This is a genomic window from Variovorax brevis (genome assembly GCF_030317105.1).
GTDB lineage: Bacteria > Pseudomonadota > Gammaproteobacteria > Burkholderiales > Burkholderiaceae_C > Variovorax > Variovorax brevis.
The window spans coordinates 198,770-223,223 of record NZ_JASZYG010000007.1 but is presented as its reverse complement, the minus strand read 5'-3'; the positions used below and the strand labels follow the sequence as shown (position 1 = coordinate 223,223).

The 24,454-nt window shown below is 65.7% G+C and carries 28 protein-coding genes; 12 read left to right on the top strand and 16 right to left on the bottom strand.

Translation table 11 applies throughout. From position 1 onward, the window contains the following. Positions 1-17 precede the first annotated feature (17 nt). From QTI66_RS22865 to QTI66_RS22835, 7 genes are all read right to left on the bottom strand, one after another. The gene (locus QTI66_RS22865; protein ID WP_286562225.1) at positions 18-1,085 is read right to left on the bottom strand and encodes a maleylacetate reductase; all 1,068 of its coding nucleotides are present in this window, start codon (positions 1,083-1,085) and stop codon (positions 18-20) included. Positions 1,086-1,101: 16 nt separating this feature from the next. Next, on the bottom strand, positions 1,102-2,565 hold the full coding sequence (locus QTI66_RS22860) for an aldehyde dehydrogenase family protein (RefSeq protein WP_286562486.1): 1,464 nt from the start codon (positions 2,563-2,565) through the stop codon (positions 1,102-1,104). A 72-nt stretch (positions 2,566-2,637) separates the two neighbouring features. After that, positions 2,638-3,114, bottom strand: a complete 477-nt coding sequence (locus tag QTI66_RS22855) for a nuclear transport factor 2 family protein (RefSeq protein WP_286562224.1) — start codon at positions 3,112-3,114, stop codon at positions 2,638-2,640. A gap of 13 nt (positions 3,115-3,127) precedes the next feature. Then, positions 3,128-3,493 (bottom strand): c-type cytochrome, encoded by a 366-nt coding sequence (locus QTI66_RS22850; RefSeq protein ID WP_286562223.1) that lies wholly within the window; start codon positions 3,491-3,493, stop codon positions 3,128-3,130. Continuing rightward, a complete protein-coding gene (locus QTI66_RS22845) occupies positions 3,490-5,232 on the bottom strand; it encodes an FAD-dependent oxidoreductase (RefSeq protein ID WP_286562222.1) in 1,743 nt (580 codons plus the stop codon). The genes QTI66_RS22850 and QTI66_RS22845 overlap by 4 nt, the downstream gene beginning before the upstream one ends. A 59-nt stretch (positions 5,233-5,291) precedes the next feature. Next, positions 5,292-6,299: a hydroxyquinol 1,2-dioxygenase gene (locus tag QTI66_RS22840; RefSeq protein ID WP_286562220.1), complete on the bottom strand. Its 1,008-nt coding sequence runs from the start codon at positions 6,297-6,299 to the stop codon at positions 5,292-5,294. Positions 6,300-6,316: 17 nt separating this feature from the next. Further along, a complete protein-coding gene (locus QTI66_RS22835) occupies positions 6,317-6,823 on the bottom strand; it encodes a cupin domain-containing protein (protein ID WP_286562218.1) in 507 nt (168 codons plus the stop codon). Between the two features lie 231 nt (positions 6,824-7,054). On the opposite strand from QTI66_RS22835, the gene QTI66_RS22830 reads away from it, so the two are divergent. Beyond that, positions 7,055-7,849 carry an enoyl-CoA hydratase gene (locus tag QTI66_RS22830; RefSeq protein ID WP_286562216.1) on the top strand — a complete coding sequence of 265 codons (795 nt, stop codon included), beginning with the start codon at positions 7,055-7,057 and terminating at the stop codon, positions 7,847-7,849. Between the two features lie 37 nt (positions 7,850-7,886). On the opposite strand, the gene QTI66_RS22825 is transcribed toward QTI66_RS22830, so the two are convergent. The 3 genes from QTI66_RS22825 to QTI66_RS22815 form a co-directional block, all read right to left on the bottom strand. Then, on the bottom strand, positions 7,887-8,834 hold the full coding sequence (locus QTI66_RS22825) for a LysR family transcriptional regulator (RefSeq protein ID WP_286562214.1): 948 nt from the start codon (positions 8,832-8,834) through the stop codon (positions 7,887-7,889). Positions 8,835-8,903: 69 nt separating this feature from the next. Further along, a complete protein-coding gene (locus tag QTI66_RS22820; RefSeq protein WP_286562213.1) occupies positions 8,904-9,152 on the bottom strand; it encodes a hypothetical protein in 249 nt (82 codons plus the stop codon). Between the two features lie 20 nt (positions 9,153-9,172). Continuing rightward, positions 9,173-9,502, bottom strand: coding sequence for a hypothetical protein (locus QTI66_RS22815; protein ID WP_286562211.1), 330 nt, complete (start codon positions 9,500-9,502; stop codon positions 9,173-9,175). A gap of 213 nt (positions 9,503-9,715) precedes the next feature. Here QTI66_RS22815 and QTI66_RS22810 point away from each other — a divergent pair, with 213 nt between their 5' ends. After that, positions 9,716-9,904, top strand: a complete 189-nt coding sequence (locus QTI66_RS22810; RefSeq protein ID WP_286562209.1) for a hypothetical protein — start codon at positions 9,716-9,718, stop codon at positions 9,902-9,904. 173 nt (positions 9,905-10,077) lie between these two features. Then, positions 10,078-10,287 carry a hypothetical protein gene (locus QTI66_RS22805; protein ID WP_286562208.1) on the top strand — a complete coding sequence of 70 codons (210 nt, stop codon included), beginning with the start codon at positions 10,078-10,080 and terminating at the stop codon, positions 10,285-10,287. Here QTI66_RS22805 and QTI66_RS22800 read toward each other — a convergent pair. The 3 genes from QTI66_RS22800 to QTI66_RS22790 form a co-directional block, all read right to left on the bottom strand. Continuing rightward, the gene (locus tag QTI66_RS22800) at positions 10,272-12,602 is read right to left on the bottom strand and encodes a xanthine dehydrogenase family protein molybdopterin-binding subunit (protein WP_286562207.1); all 2,331 of its coding nucleotides are present in this window, start codon (positions 12,600-12,602) and stop codon (positions 10,272-10,274) included. The two genes, QTI66_RS22805 and QTI66_RS22800, sit on opposite strands and share 16 nt — an antisense overlap. 1 nt (position 12,603) lies before the next feature. Continuing rightward, complete coding sequence (locus QTI66_RS22795; protein ID WP_286562206.1) at positions 12,604-13,062, bottom strand: (2Fe-2S)-binding protein; 459 nt, start codon at positions 13,060-13,062, stop codon at positions 12,604-12,606. A 183-nt stretch (positions 13,063-13,245) separates the two neighbouring features. After that, positions 13,246-13,953 carry a phosphatase PAP2 family protein gene (locus tag QTI66_RS22790; RefSeq protein WP_286562205.1) on the bottom strand — a complete coding sequence of 236 codons (708 nt, stop codon included), beginning with the start codon at positions 13,951-13,953 and terminating at the stop codon, positions 13,246-13,248. 137 nt (positions 13,954-14,090) lie between these two features. Here QTI66_RS22790 and QTI66_RS22785 point away from each other — a divergent pair, with 137 nt between their 5' ends. After that, positions 14,091-14,525, top strand: coding sequence for a DUF1841 family protein (locus tag QTI66_RS22785; protein ID WP_286562202.1), 435 nt, complete (start codon positions 14,091-14,093; stop codon positions 14,523-14,525). An 85-nt stretch (positions 14,526-14,610) separates the two neighbouring features. On the opposite strand, the gene QTI66_RS22780 is transcribed toward QTI66_RS22785, so the two are convergent. Continuing rightward, positions 14,611-15,630, bottom strand: a complete 1,020-nt coding sequence (locus QTI66_RS22780) for a LysR substrate-binding domain-containing protein (protein ID WP_286562201.1) — start codon at positions 15,628-15,630, stop codon at positions 14,611-14,613. 103 nt (positions 15,631-15,733) lie between these two features. Here QTI66_RS22780 and pcaH point away from each other — a divergent pair, with 103 nt between their 5' ends. Then, the gene (gene pcaH, locus QTI66_RS22775) at positions 15,734-16,459 is read left to right on the top strand and encodes a protocatechuate 3,4-dioxygenase subunit beta (protein ID WP_286562200.1); all 726 of its coding nucleotides are present in this window, start codon (positions 15,734-15,736) and stop codon (positions 16,457-16,459) included. Between the two features lie 28 nt (positions 16,460-16,487). Further along, entirely contained in the window at positions 16,488-17,090 is a 603-nt protein-coding gene (pcaG, locus tag QTI66_RS22770; RefSeq protein ID WP_286562485.1) for a protocatechuate 3,4-dioxygenase subunit alpha, read from the top strand. A gap of 3 nt (positions 17,091-17,093) precedes the next feature. On the opposite strand, the gene QTI66_RS22765 is transcribed toward pcaG, so the two are convergent. Next, positions 17,094-17,786 carry a YebB family permuted papain-like enzyme gene (locus QTI66_RS22765; RefSeq protein WP_286562199.1) on the bottom strand — a complete coding sequence of 231 codons (693 nt, stop codon included), beginning with the start codon at positions 17,784-17,786 and terminating at the stop codon, positions 17,094-17,096. 124 nt (positions 17,787-17,910) lie between these two features. Between QTI66_RS22765 and QTI66_RS22760 the strand changes: the two genes are divergently transcribed. Beyond that, positions 17,911-18,675 carry a helix-turn-helix domain-containing protein gene (locus QTI66_RS22760; RefSeq protein ID WP_286562197.1) on the top strand — a complete coding sequence of 255 codons (765 nt, stop codon included), beginning with the start codon at positions 17,911-17,913 and terminating at the stop codon, positions 18,673-18,675. Between the two features lie 52 nt (positions 18,676-18,727). On the opposite strand, the gene QTI66_RS22755 is transcribed toward QTI66_RS22760, so the two are convergent. After that, positions 18,728-19,411, bottom strand: coding sequence for a c-type cytochrome (locus tag QTI66_RS22755; protein ID WP_286562196.1), 684 nt, complete (start codon positions 19,409-19,411; stop codon positions 18,728-18,730). A gap of 156 nt (positions 19,412-19,567) precedes the next feature. On the opposite strand from QTI66_RS22755, the gene QTI66_RS22750 reads away from it, so the two are divergent. The 5 genes from QTI66_RS22750 to QTI66_RS22730 are packed head-to-tail and all read left to right on the top strand — an operon-like array spanning position 19,568 to position 24,453. Beyond that, complete coding sequence (locus QTI66_RS22750) at positions 19,568-20,410, top strand: AAA family ATPase (protein WP_286562195.1); 843 nt, start codon at positions 19,568-19,570, stop codon at positions 20,408-20,410. A gap of 13 nt (positions 20,411-20,423) precedes the next feature. Further along, complete coding sequence (locus tag QTI66_RS22745) at positions 20,424-20,672, top strand: hypothetical protein (protein ID WP_286562194.1); 249 nt, start codon at positions 20,424-20,426, stop codon at positions 20,670-20,672. 13 nt (positions 20,673-20,685) lie between these two features. Next, entirely contained in the window at positions 20,686-21,300 is a 615-nt protein-coding gene (locus tag QTI66_RS22740) for a GNAT family N-acetyltransferase (protein WP_286562193.1), read from the top strand. Positions 21,301-21,307: 7 nt separating this feature from the next. Next, positions 21,308-22,495 carry a vWA domain-containing protein gene (locus QTI66_RS22735; protein WP_286562192.1) on the top strand — a complete coding sequence of 396 codons (1,188 nt, stop codon included), beginning with the start codon at positions 21,308-21,310 and terminating at the stop codon, positions 22,493-22,495. Between the two features lie 56 nt (positions 22,496-22,551). Continuing rightward, on the top strand, positions 22,552-24,453 hold the full coding sequence (locus QTI66_RS22730; protein WP_286562191.1) for an autotransporter assembly complex protein TamA: 1,902 nt from the start codon (positions 22,552-22,554) through the stop codon (positions 24,451-24,453). Position 24,454 lies beyond the last annotated feature (1 nt).

Genomic DNA, 24,454 nt, shown 5'->3' with positions numbered 1-24,454 from the left:
GGGTCAACTACCGCCCGCTAATCGGGCCGGATTCCTTCAAAGGCGCGCTGGAGCAAGTCGCGAATGGCTTCACGCTCCAGCGGCCTCGGATTGGGGTATTGGTTCTGCATGGCGATGTCGCAGGCGCGGTCCACGTCTGCGGCCTGCATGCCGATGTCGCGCAATGCCACCGGCGCGCCGGTGTCGCGCGCCAGGTCGTACACGGCCTGCGCGGCGCTCACCAGGATGCCGGCGTCCAGCGCCAGCTCGATGCGGCGCATCGCGTTGGGCGCCTCGGCCGCGTTGTAGGCCAGCGCATGCGGCAGCACGACGGTGTGCGTCTGCGCGTGCGGCAGGTTGAAGCTGCCGCCCAGCGTATGGCACAGCTTGTGGTGCAGCGCCATGCCGACGTTGCCAAGAACCGTGCCGCACAGCCATGCGCCATACAGCGCATCGCTGCGCGCGTCCATGTCGTGCTTGTCGCGATGGATGGCGGGCAAGGCGCGGCCCAATGCGCGGATGCCTTCCTGCGCCATCAGGTCCATGATCGGATTGCCGTCCTGCGCATACAGGCCTTCGGCCGCATGCGCGATGGCGTTGATGCCGCTGGTCACGCTCATCTCCACCGGCAGCGAGCGCGAGAGTTCGGGGTCGTAGATGACGGTGCGCGGCAGCACGCGTGCGTCCTTGCCGGTCTTCTTGAGGCCGCCTTCGGTGATGCCGTATATGGGCGTCATCTCGCTGCCGGCATAGGTCGTCGGAATCGCGAGGATGGGCAGGCCGGAGTCGAGCGCGATCGCCTTGCCCAGGCCCGTGGTGGACCCGCCGCCAATGGCCACGGCGCAATCCGCATCGAGCCGGCGTGCAACCTCCCTCGCCTCTCGCGCGGATTCGATCGGCACATGCATCACCGCGCGATCGAAGATGCCCGCCGCCTGCGCACCCAGCATGTCGGCCACCCGCTCGGCCTGCGCACGCTGTTCGGGCGTGGACAGCACCAGCGCGCGTCGCGCGCCGAGCAGATCGATCTCGCGTCCGAGGTGCGCGAGCGAGCCCGCGCCGAAGATGACGCGGGAGGGTTGGCCGGCAAAGATGAAATCGCGCATGGAAGGGTCCTTTGGTTCAACGCGCGAAGTGTGGCGGTATTTGCGCGTCCACGTTGACCCAGATGCTCTTGACCTGCGTGTACTCGCGCATGGCGTCGAAGCCCATCTCGCGCCCGTAGCCGCTCTGCCCGACGCCGCCAAAAGGCGAGCCCGGATTCACGCGCTTGTAGCTGTTGATCCAGACCATCCCGGCGTGCAGTTCGCGGGCGAACTTGTGGGCGCGTTGCAGGTTCGAAGTCCACAGGCCACTGCCCAGGCCGTAGTCGGTGCCGTTGGCGATCTGCAATGCTTCTTCATCGGTCTTGAAGGTGAGCACGGTGACGAAGGGCCCGAACACCTCTTCCTGCGCAATGCGGTCGAGGTAAGAGGCCGCACGCACGATGGTGGGCTCCACGTAGCAACCATTGGCCAGTTCGCCCGCGGGCGACTTGCCGCCCGCCAGCACTTCGCCGCCCTGCGTGCGCGCCACGTCGACATAGCCCAGCACGCGCTCGCGGTGCTGCGCGCTCGTGAGTGGACCCATCTCGGTGGCGTCGTCGAGTGGATTGCCCAGGCGCACTGAGCGCGCAAGCGCCACGAACTTGTCAAGGAAGGCATCGGCAATCCTCTCGTGCAGGATGAGGCGCGAGCCCGCAATGCAGGCCTGCCCCTGGTTGTGAAAGATCGCCCACGCGCTGCCGTTGACTGCCGCCATGAGGTTCGCGTCTTCGAAGACGATGTTGGCGCCCTTGCCGCCCAGTTCGAGCTGCACCTTCTTCAGGTTGCCCGCACTCGCCTGCACGATGCGCCGGCCCGTCGCCGTGCTGCCGGTGAAGGCCACCTTCGCAATGTCCATGTGCTCGGCGATGTATTGCCCTGCCACGCTGCCCAGCCCCGGCACGATGTTGACCACGCCATCCGGCATGCCGGCCTCGGCCATCAGCTCCGCGATGCGCAGCGAAGTGAGGGGCGTGATCTCGGCCGGCTTCATGACGATGGTGTTGCCGGCCGCGAGCGCGGGCGCCATCTTCCAGCTCGTGAACATCAGCGGAAAGTTCCACGGCACCACCTGCCCCACCACGCCCACCGGCTCGCGCAGCGTGTAGTTCAGGAAGCCCGCTTCCACCGGAATCGTCTCGCCCTGGAACTTGTCGGCCATGCCGCCGAAGTAGCGAAAGCAAGCGGCCGTGCGCGGCACGTCGAGATTGCGCGAGTCGCGGATGGGGTGGCCGGTGTCCAGCGATTCGAGCCTCGCCAAGTCCTCGCCGTTGGCCTCGATCAGGTCCGCCAGCTTGAGCAGGATTCGGCCGCGGTCGGCGGCCGCCATGCGGCTCCACGCCGGAAAGGCGCGCCTGGCCGCAGCCACGGCCTTGTCGACGTCGGCCTTGCCGGCAAGCGCCACCTCCGCAATCGTCGAGTTGTCGTGCGGGTTCAGCGTGGCCAGCGTTTCTCCGGACTCGGCATCGACGAACTTGCCATCGATGAATAGCTGGTGCCGGATGGGCGAGGTCAAGCCGGCGGCCTGCTGGATGTGTGCGAGCGTCATGAAAGGGGCTCCCTGGATTGCCATGGATCAGCGTGCGTTGGCCTCGTCGGCCAACCATGGATAGCGGGCGGTGTCCTTGCCGGCGTAGTCCGGATCAAGGTAGATGAAGCAGCGCTGGATCAGCCAGTCGCGCACCTCGAACACATCGCACCAGCGGCCCGCGGCCCACTCGGGCGAACCGGCACGCCACGGGCCATCCACGTGCTCGCCGAAGCTGGTGCCTTCGCAGGCGAACATGTCGCTGCCGGTCATGATCCAGTTGAAGCCGGCGTAGTCGTGCGTGATCGCCTTGCCGCGGCTGCCGAGGTCGCCGAACATGCGGCCGATCTGTTCCTTGCCGTTGGCCAGGCCCCATTTGGGAAAGTAGACCTGCGCGTCCTCCGCGAAAAGGTCGAGGATCGAGCCGCCGGTGGAGGTCACGCCGCCGTGGTCGTAGGCCTTGAGGTATTCGAGCGCGACGGACTTGCGTTGCTCGTCGGTCATGCTGAGTTTGGTGAGGGCCATGGTGCTGTCTCCTTCATTTGAGTGATTGCAAGTACTCGATGAGCGCCGCGCGCTTTTTCGGGTCGTCCTGGAAATAGACCATCGTGCTGCCGGCGGCCACGGCTTGCGTGTCGGTCAGCCAGCGTTCGAGAAGGACCTTGTCCCAGGTCTTGCCCTTCATGGCGTCCACGTACTGCTTCGAATACGTGAAGCCGGGGCTGCTGGCGGCCTGCTTGCCGAGCAGGCCGTAGAGGTTGGGGCCGACGCCGTTGGGCTCGCCCTTGCCGAAGCTGTGGCACTGGGCGCAACTGCTTTGCGCCAGGCGCTCGCCCGGCGACTGCGCGTGCGCGCCCAACGCGGCCAGCGCCAGCACACAGGCCGCTGTGAACCAACGGCTCATGCCGCGCTCCCCAGTTCCGCATTCGCCGCGTTGGCCGTGCGATACGAGAAGGCGATGATCGGCCCCAGCGTGGCGCCACCCGCCCAGTACGCGCGGCCCGATGCCGAGGCCACGCAGTTGCCGACGCCATACAGCCCGGCGATGGGCTTGTCGCTGCCATCGAGCACGCGACCGTGCGTATCGGTCTTGGGCCCGCCCTTGGTGTCCAACGTGCCGGAGACCACCAGCGCAGCGTAGTAAGGCCCCGTATCGGACAGTGGCCACATCGTCGGATTGCTGCGGCCGGGCTCTTCCTTCACGTCGCCGTTGAAGAGAAGTTCGACGGTACGCTCGCCACGCTTGAAATCCAGGTCCTTGCCGGTCTTGGCAAAGCCGTTGAAGCGCGCAATCGATGCCTGCAGGTTTTGCAGGAAGTCCGCCGAAGGACGCGCACCGCCGATCACGCTGGCGTACTTCGCAAAGCGCTCGTCGATGTTGCGTGCCAGTTCGGCGAGCGTGTTGCCCTTGATGACGTGGCGGTCGTCCGTGCCCGGCGGCACGATCAGGCGGCCGTACTCGGCACTGGCGGAGTTCTGCTGCGAACGCTGGTCCCACACCGCGATGCGCACCAGGTTCGGGTACTCGGCCTTCGCGCCATCCCACTCGAAGAAGCTTTGCGCCAGTTCGTTGTATTGCAGCTTCTCATTGACCGTGCGCTTGCCGTACTTGTTGACGAAGAGCATCGAGTCACCGGCCACCGAGAACATGCCGGACATCGAACCGTCGCGGGCCACCGCCTTTTCCAGCGGAATGGGGCAGCTCCACGCGTAGTTCATGTTGCGCAGCTGCGCGCCGAGCGGGCCTGCCATCTTCACGAAGTCGCCTTCGTTGCTGGGCGCCGCGCAGCCGCCGTAGATCGGGCCGTTCAGGAAGTTCTTGCGCAGCTCCACGTTGTGGGTGAAGCCGCCAGTCGCAAAGATGACGGCCTTGCGCGCACGCAGCCGCACCGTCGCGCCGAGTTCGTCCTGCGCCTCGACGCCGATCACGCGGCCGGCCGGGTTCTGCAGGATCTTCACGACACGCATGCCGGTGCGGATCGGGATGCCTTCCTGCCGCGCCTTGGTCGACATGGTGCGCACCGCCACCAGACCGCCATCGGACATGCTGGGGATCGCGCCGGCGGGCACCAGCACGCGGCCCTTCGGCGCCTTGTCTTCGGGCAACTCGGCGAAGTAGTCGGGCACGTCCGGGCAATGGCGATAAGGCAACGCGCCCTTCGCGGCCAGCAGTTCGGCGGCCGGCGAGGCGCTGTCATAGATGGCCGCGCACATGTCGTATTCCCATTGCGTGAGGCCAAGGCGAGGATGCGCGGGATCGTAGTTCTGCGGGTTCGACAGCCGCGCCACATACTTGAGGAAGTCAGGCTTCGGGTCAACGATGCCCGCCTTCTTCATGGCCTCGTTGTTGGGCACCCAGTACCAGAAGGCTGCCTTGGCGGTGGTGCCGCCGATGCTGCCGGCCTTCTCGAGGATCACGGCGCTGTTGCCTTGCCACTTCGAGAACAGCGCGGAGGCCAGGCCGCCGCAGCCGCTGCCGCAGACCACCATGTCGAAGGTCTCGTCGAACTTCTTCGCGGGCTCTGCGGCCTCCACGGAAAGTCCGAGGGTCGCGGCCGCAGCGACTGCGGACGTTGCACCTGCCTGCTGGAAAAAACGTCGGCGCGAAGCTGCGCCGGCACCGGACCGGATGAGGTCTGCCATGTCTGTCTCCTTGCGAGAGGCGAGCGGCGCTGCCGCATCGCCTCAAAGATTTCGTTTGCCTAGAACTGGACCGGGATCTCGGGGCTTTCGCCCTTCTGGATCTCGTAGACGAGCGTCGGGGAACCGTTTTCCCAGACCAGCAGCATCGAGCGCTTGGGGCTGTAGCCCTGGTGGCGGCAGTAGGCGGGCATGGCGGCCATGTCGCCGGCTTTCATGATCACGCGGGCCATCGGCTTGCCCGTGTTCTTGTCGCCGCAGTCCCAGTGGATCTCGTCGGTCATCTGGAAGAACCACTCGACGCGGTCGTTGCCATGGATGATCGGCAGGATGTGTTCTTCCGTCGTCGGGCACATGAAGCTGTGCTTGACGACCGAGGTGAAGCTCGGGTTCCACGTGACCTGCGAGCGGCTCAGGAAGCCGAACAGGTTGAAGGCGTGCACCTCGTTCTCGAAGCCCGGCTCGGCGTGCAGTTCGGGCTGCTCTTGCGGCACATCGGCAAAGGCACGGTTGACGGGCGCGCCGCGTTCATCGGTGCGCAGGTTCAGGTCGTCCTTCAGGCCCACGCAACGCTTGGCCAATTCCCTGGCCCGCGTGATCTTGGCTGTGTTGTTGCCGTTCTTGCGCCCGTACGGCGTGCCGGTTTCCTGCGGCGCCGAGAACGGGTCGAAGGTCTCGTTGGTCCAGTCGTCCAGCATCGCCTCGAAGGTGGCGCGGATCTGCGCGGTCGGAAAGTTTTCCAGCAGGTCGATGCCGGCCTCTTTCATGGTGCCGTTGTAGCTGCCGGCGTACAGGTCGACCGACTGGTAGTGGTTGACGGTGCCGAACACGTCGTCGAAATTGACCCAGCCGTAGAAGAAGCCCCAGGCCACGTCGCGCATCAGGGCGCGCAGGTAGTAGCCGATGTCCATCGTGTGGCTCATCGGGCGGCCGTCGCGCGCTTTCCAGGTGATGTGCGCGAAGTATTCGTCGCGGCGAAAGCCGAAGCTTCCGAGGGTGAAGTCCTTGTAGCCGAGGGTGGCGTGCGGTTGCGACGCGATGACCTTGGCGAGTTCGGTGGGGGCGTTCATGTCGTGTCTCCTCGGGTTCAGTTCAGTTGGCAGATCTCGGACCACTTTTCGACCGAGAGATCGCCCTTGCAGCTTTGCAGCACGATCACGCCGGGCTGTGCGGAGCGGAACTGGTAGGCGGTGTTCTTGGGCAGCAGGCCCTGGTGGCCGCGCGAGAGCTTCATCCAGCCCATCTTCTGGCCGCGCGGTTCGCCCTGCACGAGCACGGCGCCGTTCTTTTCGGTGTCGGCCACGGTCTGCGCGGCATCGAGCTTGACGAGGTGCACCTCGACCTCGCCGTCCATGACCAGGGCGAACTCGTCGTGGGCACAGGTGTACCAGGGCGAGCTGCCTTCGGCCCGCAGCGTCTCCAGCACATAGATCTGGTTCTGGCCGAACACGACCTTCTCGTAGGGCTTGCTGTTGCTCGCGATCTCGAAGCAATTGGAGAAGGCGTAGTGGCGCACGTCGTCGTCAATCGGTTCGACGCGGCCCTTCTCGTAATTCTTGAGGGAACCGAAGCGGGTCTGGTAGGTGGCACTCATCAAAGTTCTCCTTGGGTCCGTTGCATCAGCGGCGCAGTCGTTGCTGCGATGGGTGGACTGTAGGGAGAGGGGGTGTGCGGCGGTAGAGGCCAATCGGAAAGAGGATTCTTCGGTAAAACAGAATGATCCGCAGGGTTTACCCCGAACAATGGCCTGCGGCGGCCTGGCGGATGGATGGGCAGAATCGCTTGCAGAAGCGCCAGCACCAACCGCCTGCGAAGGAGTGATTCCATGTCTGCTCTTGCGCCCACGCCCGTCCCCTTGCTGCAGCGCGAGGACAACGGCGGCGTCGCCACGCTGCGGCTGAACCGGCCGGAGCAGTTCAATGCCCTGTCAGAAGCGATGCTCGAAGCGCTGCAAGGCGAAGTCGACCGCATCGCCGTGGATGACAGCGTGCGCTGCGTGGTGCTGGCAGCTGCTGGCAAGGCCTTTTGCGCCGGCCATGACCTGCGCGAGATGCGCGGGCGCCCCGAACTGGCCTACTACCAGGCCTTGTTCACCCAGTGCAGCCGCGTGATGCAGGCGATCCAGGCGCTGCCGGTGCCGGTGATCGCTCGCGTGCACGGCATTGCCACGGCGGCGGGTTGCCAGCTCGTCGCCAGTTGCGACATGGCGATTGCATCGGAGGCGGCGCGCTTCGCGGTCTCGGGCATCAACGTCGGCCTGTTCTGCGCCACGCCGTCGGTGGCGCTGTCGCGCAACGTCTCTGCCAAGCGCGCGTTCGACATGCTGTTCACTGGCCGCTTCATCGACGCGGCCACGGCGGCGGATTGGGGCTTGATCAACGAAGCCGTGCGCGAGGATGAACTCGACGCTGCCATTGCAAGAAAGACGGATGCGATCCTCGCCAAGAGCCGGGCCGCTGTGCGTTACGGCAAGGCGATGTTCTACCGGCAACGGCAGATGGCGTTGGGCAACGCCTACGAATACGCCAGCGACGTCATGGCGCGCAACATGATGGAAGAAGACGCGGGTGAAGGCATCGATGCCTTCTTGGGGAAGCGGCAGCCGCAGTGGCGCTCCTGAGTGGCTCGTTCGTCGACACCGCAAGCGGGCCCCGGCGTCAACCCTCGATCAGTTCCGCCTGAATCAGCCCCATCCCGATCAAGGCCGCGTCCCACGGCGGATCGCGCGTGAACTCGGTGCCCAGGTGTTCGATGAACAGGCGCAGCTTGTAAGCGTTGCGCGAGGTGCCCGCATACACGGCGCAGAGCGGAAAGGACGACAGCTGGTGCTGCCCCAACACCACCTTCAACTCGCCGCGCCGGATCGAATCGCCCGCCACCAGCGTCGGCAGGCAGACGATGCCGGCGTGCTCCAGCGCGTACTCACGCAACAGATGCACGCTGTTGGTCAGCAACGCGGCAGACAGGTAGATCGTGATCTGCTCGCCGCGATGGTGAAAGGTCCACCGGTCGCGCGTCGGGTAGCCCGAATACAGGCCCAGCGCATGCCGGTGCAGGTCGCGCGGGTTCTCCGGCGTGCCATGCGCTTCGAGATAGGCGGGCGTCGCACAGAACACGCGGCGCACCGGAAAGAGCGGGCGCGACACCAGTTCCTGCGAAGCCGCCGGGAAAATCTGCAACGCGCAGTCCACGCCAGCCTTCACCGGATCGACGACAGCGTCGCTCACGATCAGCTCGAGGTGGATGTCCGGGTACGTGGTCTGGAACACGCGCAGCAGCGACGCAAAGTGGCCCAGCACCATGCCGGTGAGCGCATGAACGCGAAGCGTGCCCGCCGGTTTGCCGCGCACGTCGCGCATCTGGTCGACGATGTCGTTGGCGCGGCCGACCAGCTCGACGCAGTCACGCAGGAAAGCCTGGCCCATGTCGCTCAGGCGCACGACGCGCGTGCTGCGATGAAACAGCGGCGCGCCCAGGAATTCCTCGAGCTGCCGGATGCGCGTCGTCACGACCGAGCTGGACACGCGCAACTGCCGCGCTGCCTCGGCGAAGCTCTGTGTCTGCGCAACGCGCACGAAGGTTTCGATGCTTTGGAGGCGATCCACCCGCGGGACTGTAACGCGGCGTGTCAGGCGCGCAATGAGGGTGAACGCCGGTGAGAGCGCGCCCAGCGTCTACTTGAGATCGAACTCGCGCAGCATCACCGGCTGGAAGGAACCCGCCGCGACGCGCCTGCGGACGGCTGCGTCGAGTTCGGGTGCGTGCTGCGCATAGGTGTCCATCGGCATGTCGTCGGTCGCAACCGGCCGGTAGAGATAGTGCAGGATCTCTTTTCCGATGGTCGCGCCGATTTGCTGCCCTCCGATGAGCACCCAAAAGCGCACGGAGCCCGACGCGTCATGAAAGTACGGTTGATTCGTCATGACGCGCGTTCCGGTCTGGACTACCGCGTCTTGGCGTGCGTCGCTTCGGCCATGCGCTCGCTTGCGGCCTGCACCTGTTGCGCCACGGCGGCCTGTCCCCCGGCAAAGATGCCCATGAGGTTCTCGGCGTGCTCGCGCGCGAAGGTCGCATAGTTCTCGGCGAGACTGCGCACCAGATCGGCATGCGCGCTGGACGCCGCTGCGCCGCCAAAGGCTTTCTGCGCCAGCTCCAGATACTTCTGCGCGTTGGTGTTCACCAGTTCGGCGACCTCCGGTGACTGTGCGAAGCGCGTCATGAGTTCGGCGTTGGCCGTGGACAGCTTGACGAAGGGTTGGGTGAGGTCATTCATTGGAATCTTCCTTGCGGGATGGACAGGACGTTGGGGCCACTTCCTGTGTATCAACGAAGCGCGTGTCCTGTCGGTGCGGTAGAGCACCGACAGGCGAGGCGTCATGGCGCAGGTGGGAGTGCGTCGCGCCAGTTCCGCTATGTGCGCTGTCGCACAGACTTGGCGTTCCGTCGGCGTATCGTGGTTTGTGCCCTATCAGACATCAAACGCACCATGGCCCTTTCCCGCTTTGCCGCTGAATGCCTCGTCCAGGACTACCTGCACGGACGCACGTTGCCATTGTTCATCCGCATGGCGGTGGTGCAGCTGGCCGAGTCGCGGCTGAGGGCAGGTGAAACGCCCGTGCTCTGCGAGATGCTTTGCAGGGAGATCGACGACGAAGCGAGCGACCGCCGCAACTGATGGAGCAGCAGCGCGCGCCAACGGGCCATGGGGCTATGCGCGGCACCGAACAGACGGCGAGCACCTGACAACCGACAGTGGGAAACGCATCCGATCGACAGGATGCCCATCCACGGAGGTCATCATGAAATACGAACTGCCTTCATGGGCCAGAAAAGGGTCGCAGGCAGGCCGTGACCTGCGCATCGCCGACGCAAGGCCATGCCGCCAGCGAGGCCGTCATCGCGCCTTGGCAAAGCCTTCACGTCGCGGACCCGGCGCGGGGCGCCGACCTCATCCCGGCCGCTGAACAGCTGCTGGCGGAACTGGCGAGCAATGGTTGCCACGGTGCCTGCGCCAGCGCAGGCAACCGTGCCCGCATCGCCTGTCAGGCCCGCAACTGATCCTTGATCGGCAGGCTGCGAATCCGCTTGCCTGTCGCTGCAAAGATCGCGTTGGTCAACGCCGGCGCAATCGGTGGCACGCCGGGCTCACCCGCCCCGCCCATCGGCGCGTCGTAGTCGCCCGGTATCAGGTGGACCACGACGGCCTTCGGCGCCGCGTTCATCCGCAGCACTTCGAACTGGTGGAAGTTGTCCTGTTGCACTCGGCCGTCCTTGAAGGTGATCTCGCCCGACAGCGCATTGCCGATGCCCATGGCGCAGGCGCCTTCCATCTGCGAGCGCACGCGCTCGGGGTTGACGATGGCGCCGCAGTCGATGGCGATGTCCACGCGCGGCACCGTCAGCACGCCGTCGGCATCCACGGACACTTCCACCACCGCCGCCACGTAGGTCGTGAAGCTGTAGTGCGCCGCAATACCCAGTCCCTTGCCCTTGCCCATCGGCCGGCCCCAGTTGGCCTCCTTGGCGGCCGTCATCGCGACGCGGCGCAGGCGGCCGATGTCGATGGGGTAGGCCGTCGGGTCTTCGCCGTGGTTCCAGGTGTCGTTGATGTCGCGCGGATCGATCTTGCGCGGCGGCCCGATCAGTTCGAGCAGGTAGTCCTTCGGGTCGCGCCCCGCGGCGGTGGCCATCTCGGCCACGAAGGACTGGATGGCAAAGGCATGCGGGATGTTGGACACGGCGCGGTACCAGCCGACGCGCGTGTGCGCAGCGGCCTCGGGGTTTTCCACGCGCATGTTGGGCACGGCAAAGGGCACGTTGGTGAGCCCCATGCCGAGTTCGATGGGCGACTCCTGCTTGGGGTCGGGCATGAAAAGCGCCATGAGCGTCGGCCCCACGCTGCGGTGCAGCCATGCGGTGGGCTTGCCCTGCGCGTCGATGCCGGCCTCGAGGTGCTCGACCGAGACGGTGTGGTAGTAGGAATGGTGCAGGTCGTCGTCGCGCGTCCATACCACCTTCACCGGCTTGCCGCCGGTCTCGCGCGCCAGCAGCGCCGCCTCGGTGGCGAAGTCGCCCTTGCTCTTGCGGCCGAAACCGCCACCCAAAAGCGTGACGTTGACGGTCACCTTCTCGGGTGGCAACTCGAGGCGCTTGGAGATGTCGTTGCGCACCGCCTGCGGGCTCTGGAACGGGCCCCACACCTCGCAGCGGCCGTCCTTGATGCGCGCGGTCGCGGTCGGCGGCTCCATCGGCGCCTGCGTCAAGTGGGGGATGTAGTACTCCGCTTTCACCACCTTGGCGGCGGACTTCATCGCGGCGTCGACGTCGCCGGTGTTGCGGATCACCTTGCCCGGCTTGGCGGCGGCGGCCTGCATGTCGGCGCGGTAAGTGTCGGAGGAATAGGTGCCGTTGGGGCCACCCTCCCAATCGAGCTTCAGGGCCTTGCGGCCGTTCATCGCCGCCCAGGTGCTGGTGGCGATGACGGCGACGCCCGGCAGCGGCTGGAAGGCGCTGGGCACGGGCGAGCCCTTGATCTCGACCACCTTCACCACGCCCGGCACCTTCATGGCGGCCGCGGAATCGAAGCCGCGCAAGGTTCCGCCGTAGTACGGGCTGCGCGCAACCACGGCAAAGAGCATGTCCGGCTGCACCACGTCGATGCCGAACTGGGCCTTGCCCGTCGTGATGTCGAAGCCGTCGACGATGGGCACATTGCCCTTGCCGATGTAGCGGAAGTCGGCCGGCTTCTTGAGCTTCAGGTCGGCGGTGGCGGGCACGGGCAGCGCGGCGGCGGCGCTCGCCACCTCGCCGAAGCCCATCGTGCGGCCGGTCGGGCGGTGCAACAGTTGATGGTTTTTCGCCGTCACCTCGGATGCCGGCACGCCCCACTTGGCAGCGGCCGCCGATTCGAGCATCTGCCGCGCCGAGGCGCCGCAGCGGCGCATCGGCATGAAGAAGTGGCGCGTGGTGCGTGAGCCGTCGGTGTCCTGGTTGCCGTATTTCACTTCGTCGCCAGGCGCCTGCACGACGCGCACCTTGGCCCAGTCGGCTTCCAACTCGTCGGCCACGATCATCGGCACGCCCGTGCGCACGCCCTGGCCCATCTCGGCGCGCGCGCAGGTGATGGTGACGATGCCGTCGTCGGCGATCGCGACGAAGACCAGCGGGTTCTCGACCACGCCATTGGGCATGCCGTAGGCGCCGTATTTCTTGGGCGCGTCTTGCGCATCGGCCTGCCCGGGCCAGCCGAGCCCCAGCGCGAAGCCGCCGACGGCACCACCGGCAGCGCCGGCGAGCAGGCCGCGGCGCGAGAGCTTGCAGACTTGCGGTTGTGAAAGCTGCTGCTGTTCTTGTCGAAGGGCTGCGTAGTTCATGTCACGCTCCCTTCATGTTCGAGGCCTGCACGATGGCGGCCTTGATGCGCGTGTAGGTGCCGCATCGACAGATGTTGCCCGACATGGCGGCCTCGATCTGCGCCTCGGACGGTCGCTTGTTCTCCGCCAGCAGCGCGGCCGCCTGCATGATCTGGCCCGATTGACAGTAGCCGCATTGCGGCACGCCCGCCTCGCGCCAGGCGACCTGCAGCGGGTGCATGCCTTTGGGGTCCAGGCCCTCGATGGTGGTCACGTTCTTGCCCATCGCGGCACTCATGGGCGTGCTGCAAGATCGCACCGCCGCGCCGTTGAGGTGGACGGTGCAGGCGCCGCAAAGGGCCATGCCGCAACCGAATTTGGTGCCGGTCATCTGCAGCTCGTCGCGCAGATACCAGAGCAGGGGCATCGACGCGTCGCCGTCGAAGTTGCGCGACGCTCCATTCACTGTCAGTGAAGCCATGGGACGTGTCTCCTCGTTGTTCTGCGTCCTGCGAACACGGGTGCGCTGGGCGCATTTCGGTCATGGGGCGGCGCCATTACACGCCTGGCGCATCGAAAAAACAATCGTGCGAATGCGGATCCGGCGCCCGGGGGCCGGATCGTTCAGGGCCGCTGCAACGAGCGGCCTGTAGTAGCGCCCTGGCTAGCGCCGATTCAGGACGGCCACGGAGCGCGCGGCGCCCGCCGTGCCGCGAGGACTGGGACGCCAGCGAAACGACGCCCATGCGAAGACGCTGCCGAGCACCGCACCCGCCAGCACATCCAGCACCACGTGCTGGCGCGTGGCCAGCGTGGAATAGGCAATCGCCAGGAACCACAGCAGGTTGACCGCGCGCAGCACCACGGGCACGCGCGCACCCTTGAGCACGTGCTCGATCCAGTACGCGGTGAAGATGGCAATTGCCACATGCATCGAAGGACAGGCGTTGCCCGCCGCGTCGATGCCTTGCAGCATGGCGTAGCCGGGAAAGCCGCCGGCGTCATAGGGCATGGACGGAATGCGGGTCGGCCAGATGAAAAAGAGCACCAGGCCCGCCAGGCACAAGGCCGCGGCCCAGAGGCCGTACACCAGCAGTGAGCGAAAACTGCGCTGCAGCCCCGGCGCCACGCCCACATAAACCCAGAGCGAGAAATACGGAATGAGCCAGGGGGCGTGGAAGGGCACCAGCGCGTCCAGCGGCGTGAGCGGCATCACCGTCACGGCGCCCACCGGATAGCGCAGCAGGTGAAAGTAGCCGATGAAGAACACCCAGATCCACGCCGTCGTGCCGACCAGCTTCAGCAGCAAATGACTGCGCAACCGCTCCCCGATCTCGACGGTCCATGGCGCGCGCGGCGGTGTGATGGGCATGAGGCGGGCTGATCCTTGCAAGTGGGCAAATCGACAGTGCGGTGCCCTGATCTTGCGTGAGGACAGCGAGCCGAGACAGGAAAACGCGTAATACCGACACTTTACGCCGTGAAGGAACCCGGTGATACCCTTCCCGCATGTTCAATCCGTCCCAAGAAGAGGTGCGTCGTTTTTTCTGCGACGTGTATGCCAAGAGCCGCCAGGGCCTGCCGATGGAGGCGCTCGAAACCATCGCCGCCGGCTGGATCGACGCGCACCCCGAATACCACGCCGACTTGGCCGACGCGGACGCCGCCGTGGCCCGCGTGTATGACGGCAAGGACGGGCGCGAGAACCCGTTCCTGCACCTGTCGATGCACCTGTCGATCAGCGAGCAGTGCTCCATCGACCAGCCCCGCGGGATCCGCCAGGCCGTCGAACTGCTGGCCGCGCGGCGCGATTCGCTGCTGGATGCGCACCACGAGGCGATGGAGTGCCTGGGCCAGATGATGTGGGAGAGCCAGCGTGCGGGCCGGCCGCCGGATGGCGAGGCCTACATCGCCTGCGTGCAGCGCCGCGCGACGCGGGATTGAATTGCTCCCTCTCCCCGTGGGGAGAGGGTTGGGGTGAGGGCTTGCGGCGCATGCAAGACCCCGCCTCCTCAAAGGCCCGGAGCCCTCACCCCAGCCCTCTCCCGGCGGGAGAGGGAGCGGGAACCCGGCGCCGGGTGGTCGCGGCGAAACGCCGCGCCACTTCACGCAACAGCCCGATCAGCGCCGTGCGCGCAGCCGTCGGCTCGGCCTCGCTGCGCAGCAGGAGCCCGACCGGCTCTTCCGTGCCCGGCGTGTCGATGCGCAGCCGCACCAACTCGCCCTTGGCCAGATCGTTGCGCGCGGCCCCCAGCGGGGTGATCCAGATCGCATCCGACGCCGCCACCAGCGCGCTCGCCACCGACACGTCCAGCGTCTGCAGTGCGTTCTGCGGCAGGCTCAGCCCCAGCGACGACAGGAAGCTCTCGGTGTTGTGCCGCGGAATGGTGCCCTCGCCATAAACCACCAGCGGAAACCCGAGCGCCGCCTGCGCGGACGCGCCCCGCCGCGCCAGCGGATGCCCTTGCCGCGCCACGAAAACCAGCGGCTCGGTGTGCAGCAGTTCGAAGCTCAGGCCGCCCATCAGCAGCGGATCGCTCATGCGGCCCACGACCACATCCAGCTCCCCTGCCCGCAGTTCGTCCAGCAGCACCGCATTGGCCGCGCTCTTGACGAGGATCTGCAGCGCAGGCCAATGGGCGCGCAGGCCCGCCAGCGCCTGCGGCAACAGCGAAGGCGCCACGCTGGGCAGGGCGCCGATGCGCAGGCGCTCCGGCCGCTCGCCGGACACGGGAGCCACCGCCTGCGCACTGGCGTCGATGGCCTCCAGCACGCGCAGCGCATGCGTCAGCAACTGCTCGCCGGCGGCGGTCAGGCCCTGCACGCCGCGTCGTCCGGCGCTGCCGCGCTCCACCAAGCGCGTGCCGGCCAGTTCTTCCAGTTCGGTCAGGGTCTTGGACATGGCCGGCTGGCTCAGCGCCAGCCGTTCGGCCGCCCGCGCGAGGTGCCTTTCCTGCGCCACCGCGACAAAGCAGCGCAGGTGCCGCAGCTGCACGTTTCTCGCAAAAGCGGGGACCGGGCCCGGCGCGGGAGAGGTCGAAAGTTTCAATTACCAATGCTCATGTAAATCGTTCGATTCTTCAATTTACATCAACTAACGCCGGCCATAAAGTTCGGGCTCCAGAACAGCGAAATCCCCCAGGAGACCCCACATGCTGACCAAGGCAAGCCCCACCGCCACGACGCTCGACCCACGCGACTGGCCCAGCCACCCCGCGTACCTCTACCCCGGCTACAAGTCGACCATGAAGCGCGGCCCGACCAAGCCGCTGATTCCCATGAAGGCGTCGATGGCCGAGTTGCGCCAGCCGGTGTACGGCCACGACAGCATCGGCGAGTTCGACCACGACCTGACGCGCAATGCCCGCCGCAACGGCGAGCCGCTGGGCGAACGCATGATCCTGACGGGCCAGGTGCTTGACGAGCGCAAGCGCCCGGTGCGCAACACGCTGGTGGAACTGTGGCAAGCCAACGCCGCCGGCCGCTACGTGCACAAGGTCGACCAGCACGACGCGCCGCTGGACCCGAACTTCCTGGGCGCCGGCCGCTGCCTCACCGACGACGAAGGCCGCTACCGCTTCCTGACCATCAAGCCCGGCGCCTATCCCTGGGGCAACCATCCCAACGCCTGGCGCCCGCAGCACATTCACCTGTCGCTGTTCGGCGAGCACTTCGCCAGCCGCCTCGTAACGCAGATGTATTTCCCCGGCGACCCGCTGCTGCAATACGACCCGATGGTCACGGGCACGCCAGAGAAGTACCGCAACCGCCTGGTGGCCGACTTCAGCCTGGACATCACCGAAGAGAACTACGCGCTGGGCTACCAGTTCGACATCGTGCTGCGCGGCGCGGACGAAACGCCTTTTGAAAACCGCTGAGCCGCCAGCCAAGGAGACACCCATCATGATGAGCGCACTCGAATCCAATTTCGGCCAGACCCCTTCGCAGACGGTCGGCCCCTACTTCGCCTACGGCCTGACGGCCACGCAATACGGCTACGACTTCAACCAGCCCTTCGACGCGCAGGTCGCGCTCGACGGCGCCCGCGGCCAGCGCATCCGGCTGGAAGGCCGCGTGATCGATGGCGACGGCAAGGCCATCAACGACGCGATGGTCGAAATCTGCCAGCCGGACGGTGAAGGCCGCTATCCGGAGTCGGTGGAGGACGCCAGGGCGCGCGGCTTCCGGGGCTTCGGCCGCGTGGGCACGGGAACCGATGCGCAGAACCGCTTCGTGTTCCACACGGTCAAGCCCGGCGCCAACTCGCCCGGCGAGGCACCGTTCATCAACGCCATCGTGACGATGCGCGGGCTGCTGCTGCATGCGTTCACGCGCATCTACTTCAGCGACGAGGTGCGGGCGAATGCCGAAGATGCGGTGCTGAACTCGGTGCCTGCCGAGCGGCGCGACACGCTGATTGCCCAGCGCAGCGAAGAAGGCGGACAGGTGACTTACCGCTTTGATATCCACATGCAGGGTGCAAAGGAAACGGCGTTCTTCGACGTTTGAACTTCAGGGCGAGGCCGTCGCCACGCCGTCGAACACCGGGCGCAGTTCGGGGCTGTTGAGCAGGCTGGCGGGCGTGACGGTCTCGCGGTCCCATGGAATGCGGCCGAAGTACCAGAGCTTCCAGAAGCCCAGGTTCGCATCCGGCTTGCGCGAAAGAAGATGGGCGAAGGTCTCGACCTCGCCCACGGTCTTTCCCGTGGCTTCCATCAGCACCTCACGCACGTACCGCGAGCAGAACTGTCCGCGCGAATGCAGGTTGAAGCCGGTGTCGTAGTGGATGCCGGATCGCCTGCCAGCGGCCTCGGCGACCTTTTGCTGCATGGCCGGCGTCAAGGCCGTGTGCAGGCGCATGACCGCGACGCGACCGCCCTCGGAGCGCGCGACGAACTTCGACAGGGTTGTCGTGCCCGACCACGGCACCGCGCTTTCGCCGATCAGGGGCTCGGCTCCCTGCGTGTCGACGACCACGCCCACGTGGTTGGTCCATGAATCCGTGGCGTCGGCCACCTCGCGAAAGGGCTTCGCGCCGATGCGGATGAACACCACGTCGCCCACCTGCAGGTCGGAGGCCAGCGAGGCGATGGTGGCTGTGGTGGCGCTGGCCGCGTTCGCGGCCTGTGCGCCGAGCGGTACCAGCAAGGCGGTGGCCCACAGGACGCCGGTCCATCGGCAAAGGGTCTGTCTGAAGGTGCTCATGGTTCGCGGATTCGGGTTGTGAAGAAGGCCCGAAGATTGCCAGCAGGTAGCGAAATGCGCGACCTGAGCCTGAAACAGTCGTCTAGACTGCGACGAAAAGGATCGCTATTCAATACCACCGCCCATGTCTGAAGTCGTTCAACTCCTCTCCACCATCAAGCGCCAACTCAAGAGCCAGGGACTCACCTACCGCGATGTCGCCCGCGCGCTCGACCTCTCCGAGCCGAGCGTCAAGCGGCTCTTTGCGAGCGAGCGCCTCACGGTGGAGCGGCTGGCGCAAATCAGCGAACTGCTGGGTTTCACGATGGCCGAGCTGCTGCAGGAAGCCGGCGCCTCCCTGCCGCGCCTGAGCACCATGACGCTGGAGCAGGAGCAGCAACTGGTGTCGGACATCCACCTGCTGCTCGTGGCCGTGTGCGTGTTCAACCACTGGACGGTGATGGAGATCGTGGTGGCCTACCGCATGACCAAGGCGGAGTGCCTCAAGCGCGTGCTGGTGCTCGACCGCATGGGCGTGATCGACCTGCTGCCCGGCGATCGAATCCGGCTTCGCGTGGCACGGGATTTCGACTGGCTGCCCGATGGGCCGATCCGCCATTTCTTTCTCACCCAGGGATTGGGCAGCTTCCTGGACTGCCGGTTCGAACGCCCCGGAGAAAGCCTGGACTTTGCGCACGGCATGTTGACGGGACCGGCGCAGGCCGAGTTCCAGGTGGAACTGCGACGTCTGCGCGTCCGGCTCGCGGCGCTGCATCAGGAATCGGCGGGCGCGCCGCTGAGTCAGAAGCGCGGAACGGGTGTGCTGCTGGCCACGCGCGAGTGGGAGCCTGCCGTGTTTGCCAAACTGCGCCGTGACGCCCGGTCGCAGGCGCCTGCCATCAGCCCATGAAAAAACCCGCCTCGATCGCTCGGGGCGGGTCTTCTTGCGGGGAGCGCAGTGCTCAGTCGGCGCGGTGGATGCGCGACTCCGGCACCGTCTTCAGTTCGCCGGGCAAGGAACTGATGTAAGAGGCCAGCGCCTTGATTTCGGTGTGGCTGAGCTTCTTGGCCTGACCGCTCATGACCGCGTTGGAGCGGCCGACGATGCCGTGCTTGCCATCGACCTGGTAGGCCTTCAACACCACCGTGAGGTAGTCGGCGTGCTGGCCGGCCAGCTTGGGCACCGAGCCGTCGTTGGGCGTATTGAAGTTGGCGCCGTGGCACTTGGTGCAGGCGTTGTCCTTGTCACGCGTGATGATGGCCTGCACGGCGTCGCTCGGGGCCTTGGCGGTGGCCGGGGGCGCGTCGCCTTCCTTCAGGCCGAGCGTGCTGTAGTAGGCGGCCAGGTCGGCCATGTCCTGCTCGGTGAGCGTGTCGGCGATGGCGCGCATGGTGGGGTGACGACGGTCACCGCCCTTGTACTGGGTGAGCGCAGCCACGATGTAGGTGGCGCTTTGGCCCGCGATCATCGGCACCTTGTGAATCTCGGGGAAGCTGGCCTGATAGCCGATGATGCCGTGGCAACCCACGCACATGGCGACCTTCTTGGAGCCGTTTTCAGCATTGCCCGTGATCTTCTGGGCTTGGGCCGACACCGTCACGCAAGCGACAGCAAGGGCAAACATCGTGGTCAACAACTTGTTCATTTTGCGCGCACAATCTCGTGGAGATCCAGGTTTTCTCAAACAGCAACGTTCGATTATATGGGGGGCTTTTAGACTCCCCGGGTGGCCCGAGCTGTCATGCCACGCGACACCCATCGAATGTGTCGTTCCATCAACACTCCATTGCCAACGCCTTCCATGAAATTCAAGGGCTCCGACAATTACGTCGCCACACAAGACCTGATGCTCGCCGTCAACGCGTCCATCACGCTCAAGCGTCCGCTGCTCGTCAAGGGCGAGCCCGGCACCGGCAAGACGATGCTGGCCGAGGAAGTGTCCACCGCGCTCGGCCTGCCGCTGCTGCAATGGCACATCAAGTCGACCACCAAGGCGCAGCAGGGCCTGTATGAATACGACGCGGTGAGCCGCCTGCGCGATTCGCAACTCGGCGACGAACGCGTGAAGGACATCCACAACTACATCGTCAAGGGCGTGCTGTGGCAGGCCTTTACCTCGGACGAGCCGGTGGCCTTGCTCATCGACGAAATCGACAAGGCCGACATCGAGTTTCCGAACGACCTGCTGCGCGAAATCGACCGCATGGAGTTCTACTGCTACGAGACGCGCGAACTCATCCGCGCCAAGCATCGTCCGGTCGTGTTCATCACCTCCAACAACGAGAAGGAACTGCCGGACGCCTTCCTGCGCCGCTGCTTCTTCCACTACATCAAGTTCCCCGATGCGGAGACGATGAAGAGCATCGTGGGCGTGCACTTCCCCAATCTCAAGGCGGAACTGCTGGCCTCGGCAATGAAGACCTTCTACGACGTGCGCAACCTGCCCGGCCTGAAGAAGAAACCTTCGACGTCTGAACTGCTCGACTGGCTCAAACTCCTGGTGGCCGAAGACATCCCGCTCGAAGCGCTGCAAAGCAAGGACGACAAGGTCGCGGTGCCGCCATTGGTCGGCGCGCTCTTGAAGAACGAACAGGACGTCACGCTCTTCGAAAAGCTCGTCTTCATGCAACGCCACAACCGCTGAGAAGGCGCAGGCGATGAAGGGCGAAGCCGGTCAACCGTTCGGCCAGTTGCTGATCCTCGGCCTTTCGCAGGCCGGCGGGTTCTTTGTCGGCGCCGTGCTGGGCCGCTACTTCGGCCTGCTCATTGGCTGCGATGCCTTCGGACCGGGCGGTTATTCGGCCGCTTCGATGGTCGGCATCCTGCTGATTGGCCTGGGCGGCGGGGCCGGCGTGCAACTGGCGCGCAAGTGGTACATCCGCCGCTATGGCGATCCAAGAGTTTGAAGACGCACAAGAAATGGCTTTTGTCGAACCCGTGACCCTGGCCGCTCGCGGCCTGAAGCTGGTGCCCATGACGCTGGACCACGAAGAGGGCCTGCGCGCCGCCGCCGCTGACGGCGAACTGTGGAAGATCCGCGTGACCTCCGTGCCCGAGCCGCAGGAAACGCGCGGCTACATCCAGACGGCATTGGAAGGACGCGAAGCCGGCCATCGCTTTCCCTTCGTGGTGGTCGAAGAGGCCACGGGCACCGTGCTCGGGTCGACCAGCTTTCACGACATCCTGCCTGCGGTGAAGCGCGTGGAGATTGGCTACACCTGGTACGCCAGGCGCTGCCAGCGCACGCACGTCAACACCACCTGCAAGCTGCTCATGCTGTCGCACGCCTTCGATACCCTTGGCTGCAACGTGGTGGGCTGGCGCACCGACAATTTCAACCATGCATCGCAGAACGCCATCGAGCGGCTGGGCGCACGCAAGGACGGCGTGATCCGCGGCCATGCCATGCGGCGCGACGGCACGATTCGCGATACCGTGATGTACAGCCTGCGTTCGGGCGAATGGCCCGAAGTGAAGGCGCAATTGCTTTATTTGCTCGACAAACCGCGCGACGCGAGCCCGCGCAAGGAGTGAATCGGACATGCTCATCGATTTCTTCTACACGCTGCGTTCGGCCAAGCTGCCGGTGTCCGTCAAGGAATACCTGACGCTGCTCGAAGCGCTGCAAGCCGACGTGGTCGGCCCCAATTCCGAAGACGCCTTCAGCCTCGACGACTTCTACTACCTGAGCCGCACCGCGCTGGTGAAGGACGAGAAGCACTATGACAAGTTCGACCGCGCCTTTGCCGCCTACTTCAAGGGCGTCGAGATGCTGGCCGACTTCACCAAGGAAGTGCCGCTCGACTGGCTGCGCAAGACGCTGGAGCGCGAGTTCACGGCCGAGGAAAAAGCCAAGATCGAGAAGATGGGCTGGGACGAGCTCATGGAAACGCTCAAGAAGCGCTTCGAAGAACAGAAGGAACGCCACGAAGGCGGCAGCAAGTGGATCGGCACGGGCGGCACCTCGCCCTTCGGCCACGGCGGCTACAACCCGCAAGGCATCCGCATCGGCGGTGCCGGCAAGAACAAGAGCGCCGTCAAGGTGTGGGACCAGCGCGCCTACAAGGACTACGACGACACGCAGGAACTCGGCGCGCGCAACATCAAGATCGCGCTGCGCCGCCTGCGCAAGTTCGCGCGCGAAGGCCACGAAGACGAGCTGGACCTGGACGAAACCATCAGCAAGACCGCCGCCAACGCGGGCTACCTCGACATCAAGATGCGGCCCGAGCGCCACAACAACGTCAAGGTGCTGCTGCTCATGGACGTGGGCGGCACGATGGACGAGCACATCCAGCGCGTGGAAGAACTCTTCTCGGCCGTCAAGACCGAGTTCAAGCACCTGGAGTTCTACTACTTCCACAACTGCGTGTACGACTTCATGTGGAAGAACAACCGCCGCCGCTTCTCGGAGAAGTTCGCGACGGTGGACATCCTTCGCAAGTACAACAAGGACTACAAGCTCATCTTCGTCGGCGACGCGACCATGAGCCCTTATGAAATCCTGCAGCCGGGCGGCAGCGTCGAATACAACAACGAGGAAGCCGGCGCCGAATGGCTGCAGCGCCTCACGCAGGCCTTTCCGAAGTTCGCGTGGATCAACCCCGAGCCGCAGGGCGTGTGGCAGTACCGCCAGAGCATTGCCATCGTGCAGCAACTGATGTCGCATCGCATGTACCCGCTGACCATCCGCGGGCTCGAAGAAGCGATGCGCCTGCTCACCAAGTAGACGTATTTAGGACCCCGCCCGTTCTGATCGTCGCGATGCGATGTCAGAATGGGCCGATGCTCAAGGGGGTCCCACTGCGAATGCCGGCGTGTTGGCCGGCTTTGTTTTTTTCTTGCGCGCTCCTCTTGCAGGGGTGCAGCCTGCTGCCGAAAAAAGATCCGGCCGAAGCCAGCACGACCACTGCCGCCCCGGTGGCCGGCCCCGAACGCACCGACGCACGCGACGCCTTCACGCTCGAGGTCAACACGCCGGACAAGAAGATCAGCGACTACCTCAAGACCCATCTGGAGATGCAGCGCTATCGCAAGCTCGACGACCTGGGCGCGGGCGAGTTGTCCCGGCTCATGGTCGCGGCCGAGGCCAACGCCCGCGAGTTGCTCAACACGCTGGGCTATTTCGGGCCGACCATCACGCTCGAATTGCACGAAACGCCGGAGGGCAAGCAGGCCGCCCGCGAAGTAGTGATCACCGTCGAGCCGGGCGAGCCCACGCGCGTCAACTCGGCCATCATCGACTTCACCGGCCCCATTGAAACGGACGAGGCATCCAGGGCTCACCGCGACGCGATCCGCGCCGACTGGAAGCTGCCCCCGGGCCAGATCTTCACGCAGGAGGGCTGGGACAACGCCAAGTCCGTGGGGCTGCGCTCGCTCGCGGCCAAACGCTTTCCCACGGCGAGCGTCACCGGCAGCAAGGCGGATATCGACGCGGATGCCAACATCGCGAAGCTGAGCGTGGGCTACGAGTCCGGTCCGGCCTACCGCTTTGGTCCGCTGGTGGTGCGTGGCAACGAGCGTTACGACGCCGACGCCACGCGGCGCATCGCCCGCGTGCCGACCGGCACCGACTACGACCAGCAAAAGCTGCTCGATGCGCAGCAACGCCTGGCCAGCAGCGGCTACTACGACTCGGTTTTCCTGACGCTCGACACCTCCAACGGCATCGACCCTCAGAACGCCCCCGTGCTCGCGACGGTGCGCGAATCGCCGTATCAAAAAGTGGTGCTCGGCCTGGGCTACACCTCGGACAGCGGGCCGCGCGTCAGCGTCGACCACATCGACAACAAGATGCCGCTGCTGGGCTGGCGCGCGGTGTCAAAGTTCTCGTATGACAAGAACACCCACCTGCTGAGCACCGAATGGAGCGACCTGCCCGACGACTCGGGCTGGCGCCTGTTCAATTCCGCCAAGATACAGCGCGACAACAACGCGGGCAGCTACACGGTGGACAGCGCGCAGGCCCGCACCGGCCGCGCGCAGGCGGGCGACCACATCGACCGCAGCGTGTTCCTGCAGTACGACTATTCGGTGAGCAAGGGCATCGACCCGCCGCCCTCTGCCGCCGCATTGAGCCTGAACTGGGGCTGGACGGGCCGCTATTTCGACAACACCGTGATGCCGACCAAGGGCAACGGCCTCGCGCTGGAACTGGGCGCCGGCTACACCCTGCTCGGCGAGCGCCTGCCCTACCTGCGCGCCTACGGCCGCTGGCTCGGCATCGTCCCGCTCGGCTCTGCCGATTCGGCCGAGAGCGCCGCCCGACGCAGCCGCTTCGCCTTGCGTGCCGAACTGGGCGCCGTCACGGCGAAGGACCAAGCACAGATTCCGCAGCCTCAACTCTTCCTGACCGGCGGCGACACCACTGTGCGCGGCTACGCCTACCGGCAGATCGGCGTGGTCACGCCGCAAAACCAGATCGTCGCCGGGCGCTACCTGGGCGTGGCCAGCATCGAGTGGCAACGTCCCGTGGTGTATGACGGCAAGCTCACTGATTTCGAGAGCGTGGTCTTCGTCGACAGCGGCGGCGTCGCGGACAAGCCCAGTGCGCTGCGGCTGCAGATCGGCACGGGCGTCGGCGTGCGATGGAAAAGCCCGGTTGGGCCGGTGCAAGCCGACATCGCCTATGGGGTGGACGTGAAGAGCTTCCGGCTGCATCTGCGGCTGGGCTTTACCTTCTGAG

Bases quoted from the DNA above. Each gene is read 5' to 3' on its own strand.
- QTI66_RS22840 (WP_286562220.1), bottom strand. From the start codon at position 6,299: ATGAACGCCCCCACCGAACTCGCCAAGGTCATCGCGTCGCAACCGCAC.
- QTI66_RS22740 (WP_286562193.1), top strand. From the start codon at position 20,686: ATGGCTTTTGTCGAACCCGTGACCCTGGCCGCTCGCGGCCTGAAGCTG.
- QTI66_RS22820 (WP_286562213.1), bottom strand. From the start codon at position 9,152: ATGACGAATCAACCGTACTTTCATGACGCGTCGGGCTCCGTGCGCTTT.
- QTI66_RS22760 (WP_286562197.1), top strand. From the start codon at position 17,911: ATGTCTGAAGTCGTTCAACTCCTCTCCACCATCAAGCGCCAACTCAAG.
- QTI66_RS22855 (WP_286562224.1), bottom strand. From the start codon at position 3,114: ATGGCCCTCACCAAACTCAGCATGACCGACGAGCAACGCAAGTCCGTC.
- QTI66_RS22795 (WP_286562206.1), bottom strand. From the start codon at position 13,062: ATGGCTTCACTGACAGTGAATGGAGCGTCGCGCAACTTCGACGGCGAC.
- QTI66_RS22835 (WP_286562218.1), bottom strand. From the start codon at position 6,823: ATGAGTGCCACCTACCAGACCCGCTTCGGTTCCCTCAAGAATTACGAG.
- QTI66_RS22745 (WP_286562194.1), top strand. From the start codon at position 20,424: ATGAAGGGCGAAGCCGGTCAACCGTTCGGCCAGTTGCTGATCCTCGGC.
- QTI66_RS22810 (WP_286562209.1), top strand. From the start codon at position 9,716: ATGGCCCTTTCCCGCTTTGCCGCTGAATGCCTCGTCCAGGACTACCTG.
- QTI66_RS22865 (WP_286562225.1), bottom strand. From the start codon at position 1,085: ATGCGCGATTTCATCTTTGCCGGCCAACCCTCCCGCGTCATCTTCGGC.
- QTI66_RS22815 (WP_286562211.1), bottom strand. From the start codon at position 9,502: ATGAATGACCTCACCCAACCCTTCGTCAAGCTGTCCACGGCCAACGCC.
- QTI66_RS22850 (WP_286562223.1), bottom strand. From the start codon at position 3,493: ATGAGCCGTTGGTTCACAGCGGCCTGTGTGCTGGCGCTGGCCGCGTTG.
- QTI66_RS22845 (WP_286562222.1), bottom strand. From the start codon at position 5,232: ATGGCAGACCTCATCCGGTCCGGTGCCGGCGCAGCTTCGCGCCGACGT.
- pcaH (WP_286562200.1), top strand. From the start codon at position 15,734: ATGCTGACCAAGGCAAGCCCCACCGCCACGACGCTCGACCCACGCGAC.
- QTI66_RS22785 (WP_286562202.1), top strand. From the start codon at position 14,091: ATGTTCAATCCGTCCCAAGAAGAGGTGCGTCGTTTTTTCTGCGACGTG.
- QTI66_RS22765 (WP_286562199.1), bottom strand. From the start codon at position 17,786: ATGAGCACCTTCAGACAGACCCTTTGCCGATGGACCGGCGTCCTGTGG.
- QTI66_RS22750 (WP_286562195.1), top strand. From the start codon at position 19,568: ATGAAATTCAAGGGCTCCGACAATTACGTCGCCACACAAGACCTGATG.
- QTI66_RS22830 (WP_286562216.1), top strand. From the start codon at position 7,055: ATGTCTGCTCTTGCGCCCACGCCCGTCCCCTTGCTGCAGCGCGAGGAC.
- QTI66_RS22755 (WP_286562196.1), bottom strand. From the start codon at position 19,411: ATGAACAAGTTGTTGACCACGATGTTTGCCCTTGCTGTCGCTTGCGTG.
- QTI66_RS22800 (WP_286562207.1), bottom strand. From the start codon at position 12,602: ATGAACTACGCAGCCCTTCGACAAGAACAGCAGCAGCTTTCACAACCG.
- QTI66_RS22730 (WP_286562191.1), top strand. From the start codon at position 22,552: ATGCTCAAGGGGGTCCCACTGCGAATGCCGGCGTGTTGGCCGGCTTTG.
- pcaG (WP_286562485.1), top strand. From the start codon at position 16,488: ATGAGCGCACTCGAATCCAATTTCGGCCAGACCCCTTCGCAGACGGTC.
- QTI66_RS22735 (WP_286562192.1), top strand. From the start codon at position 21,308: ATGCTCATCGATTTCTTCTACACGCTGCGTTCGGCCAAGCTGCCGGTG.
- QTI66_RS22790 (WP_286562205.1), bottom strand. From the start codon at position 13,953: ATGCCCATCACACCGCCGCGCGCGCCATGGACCGTCGAGATCGGGGAG.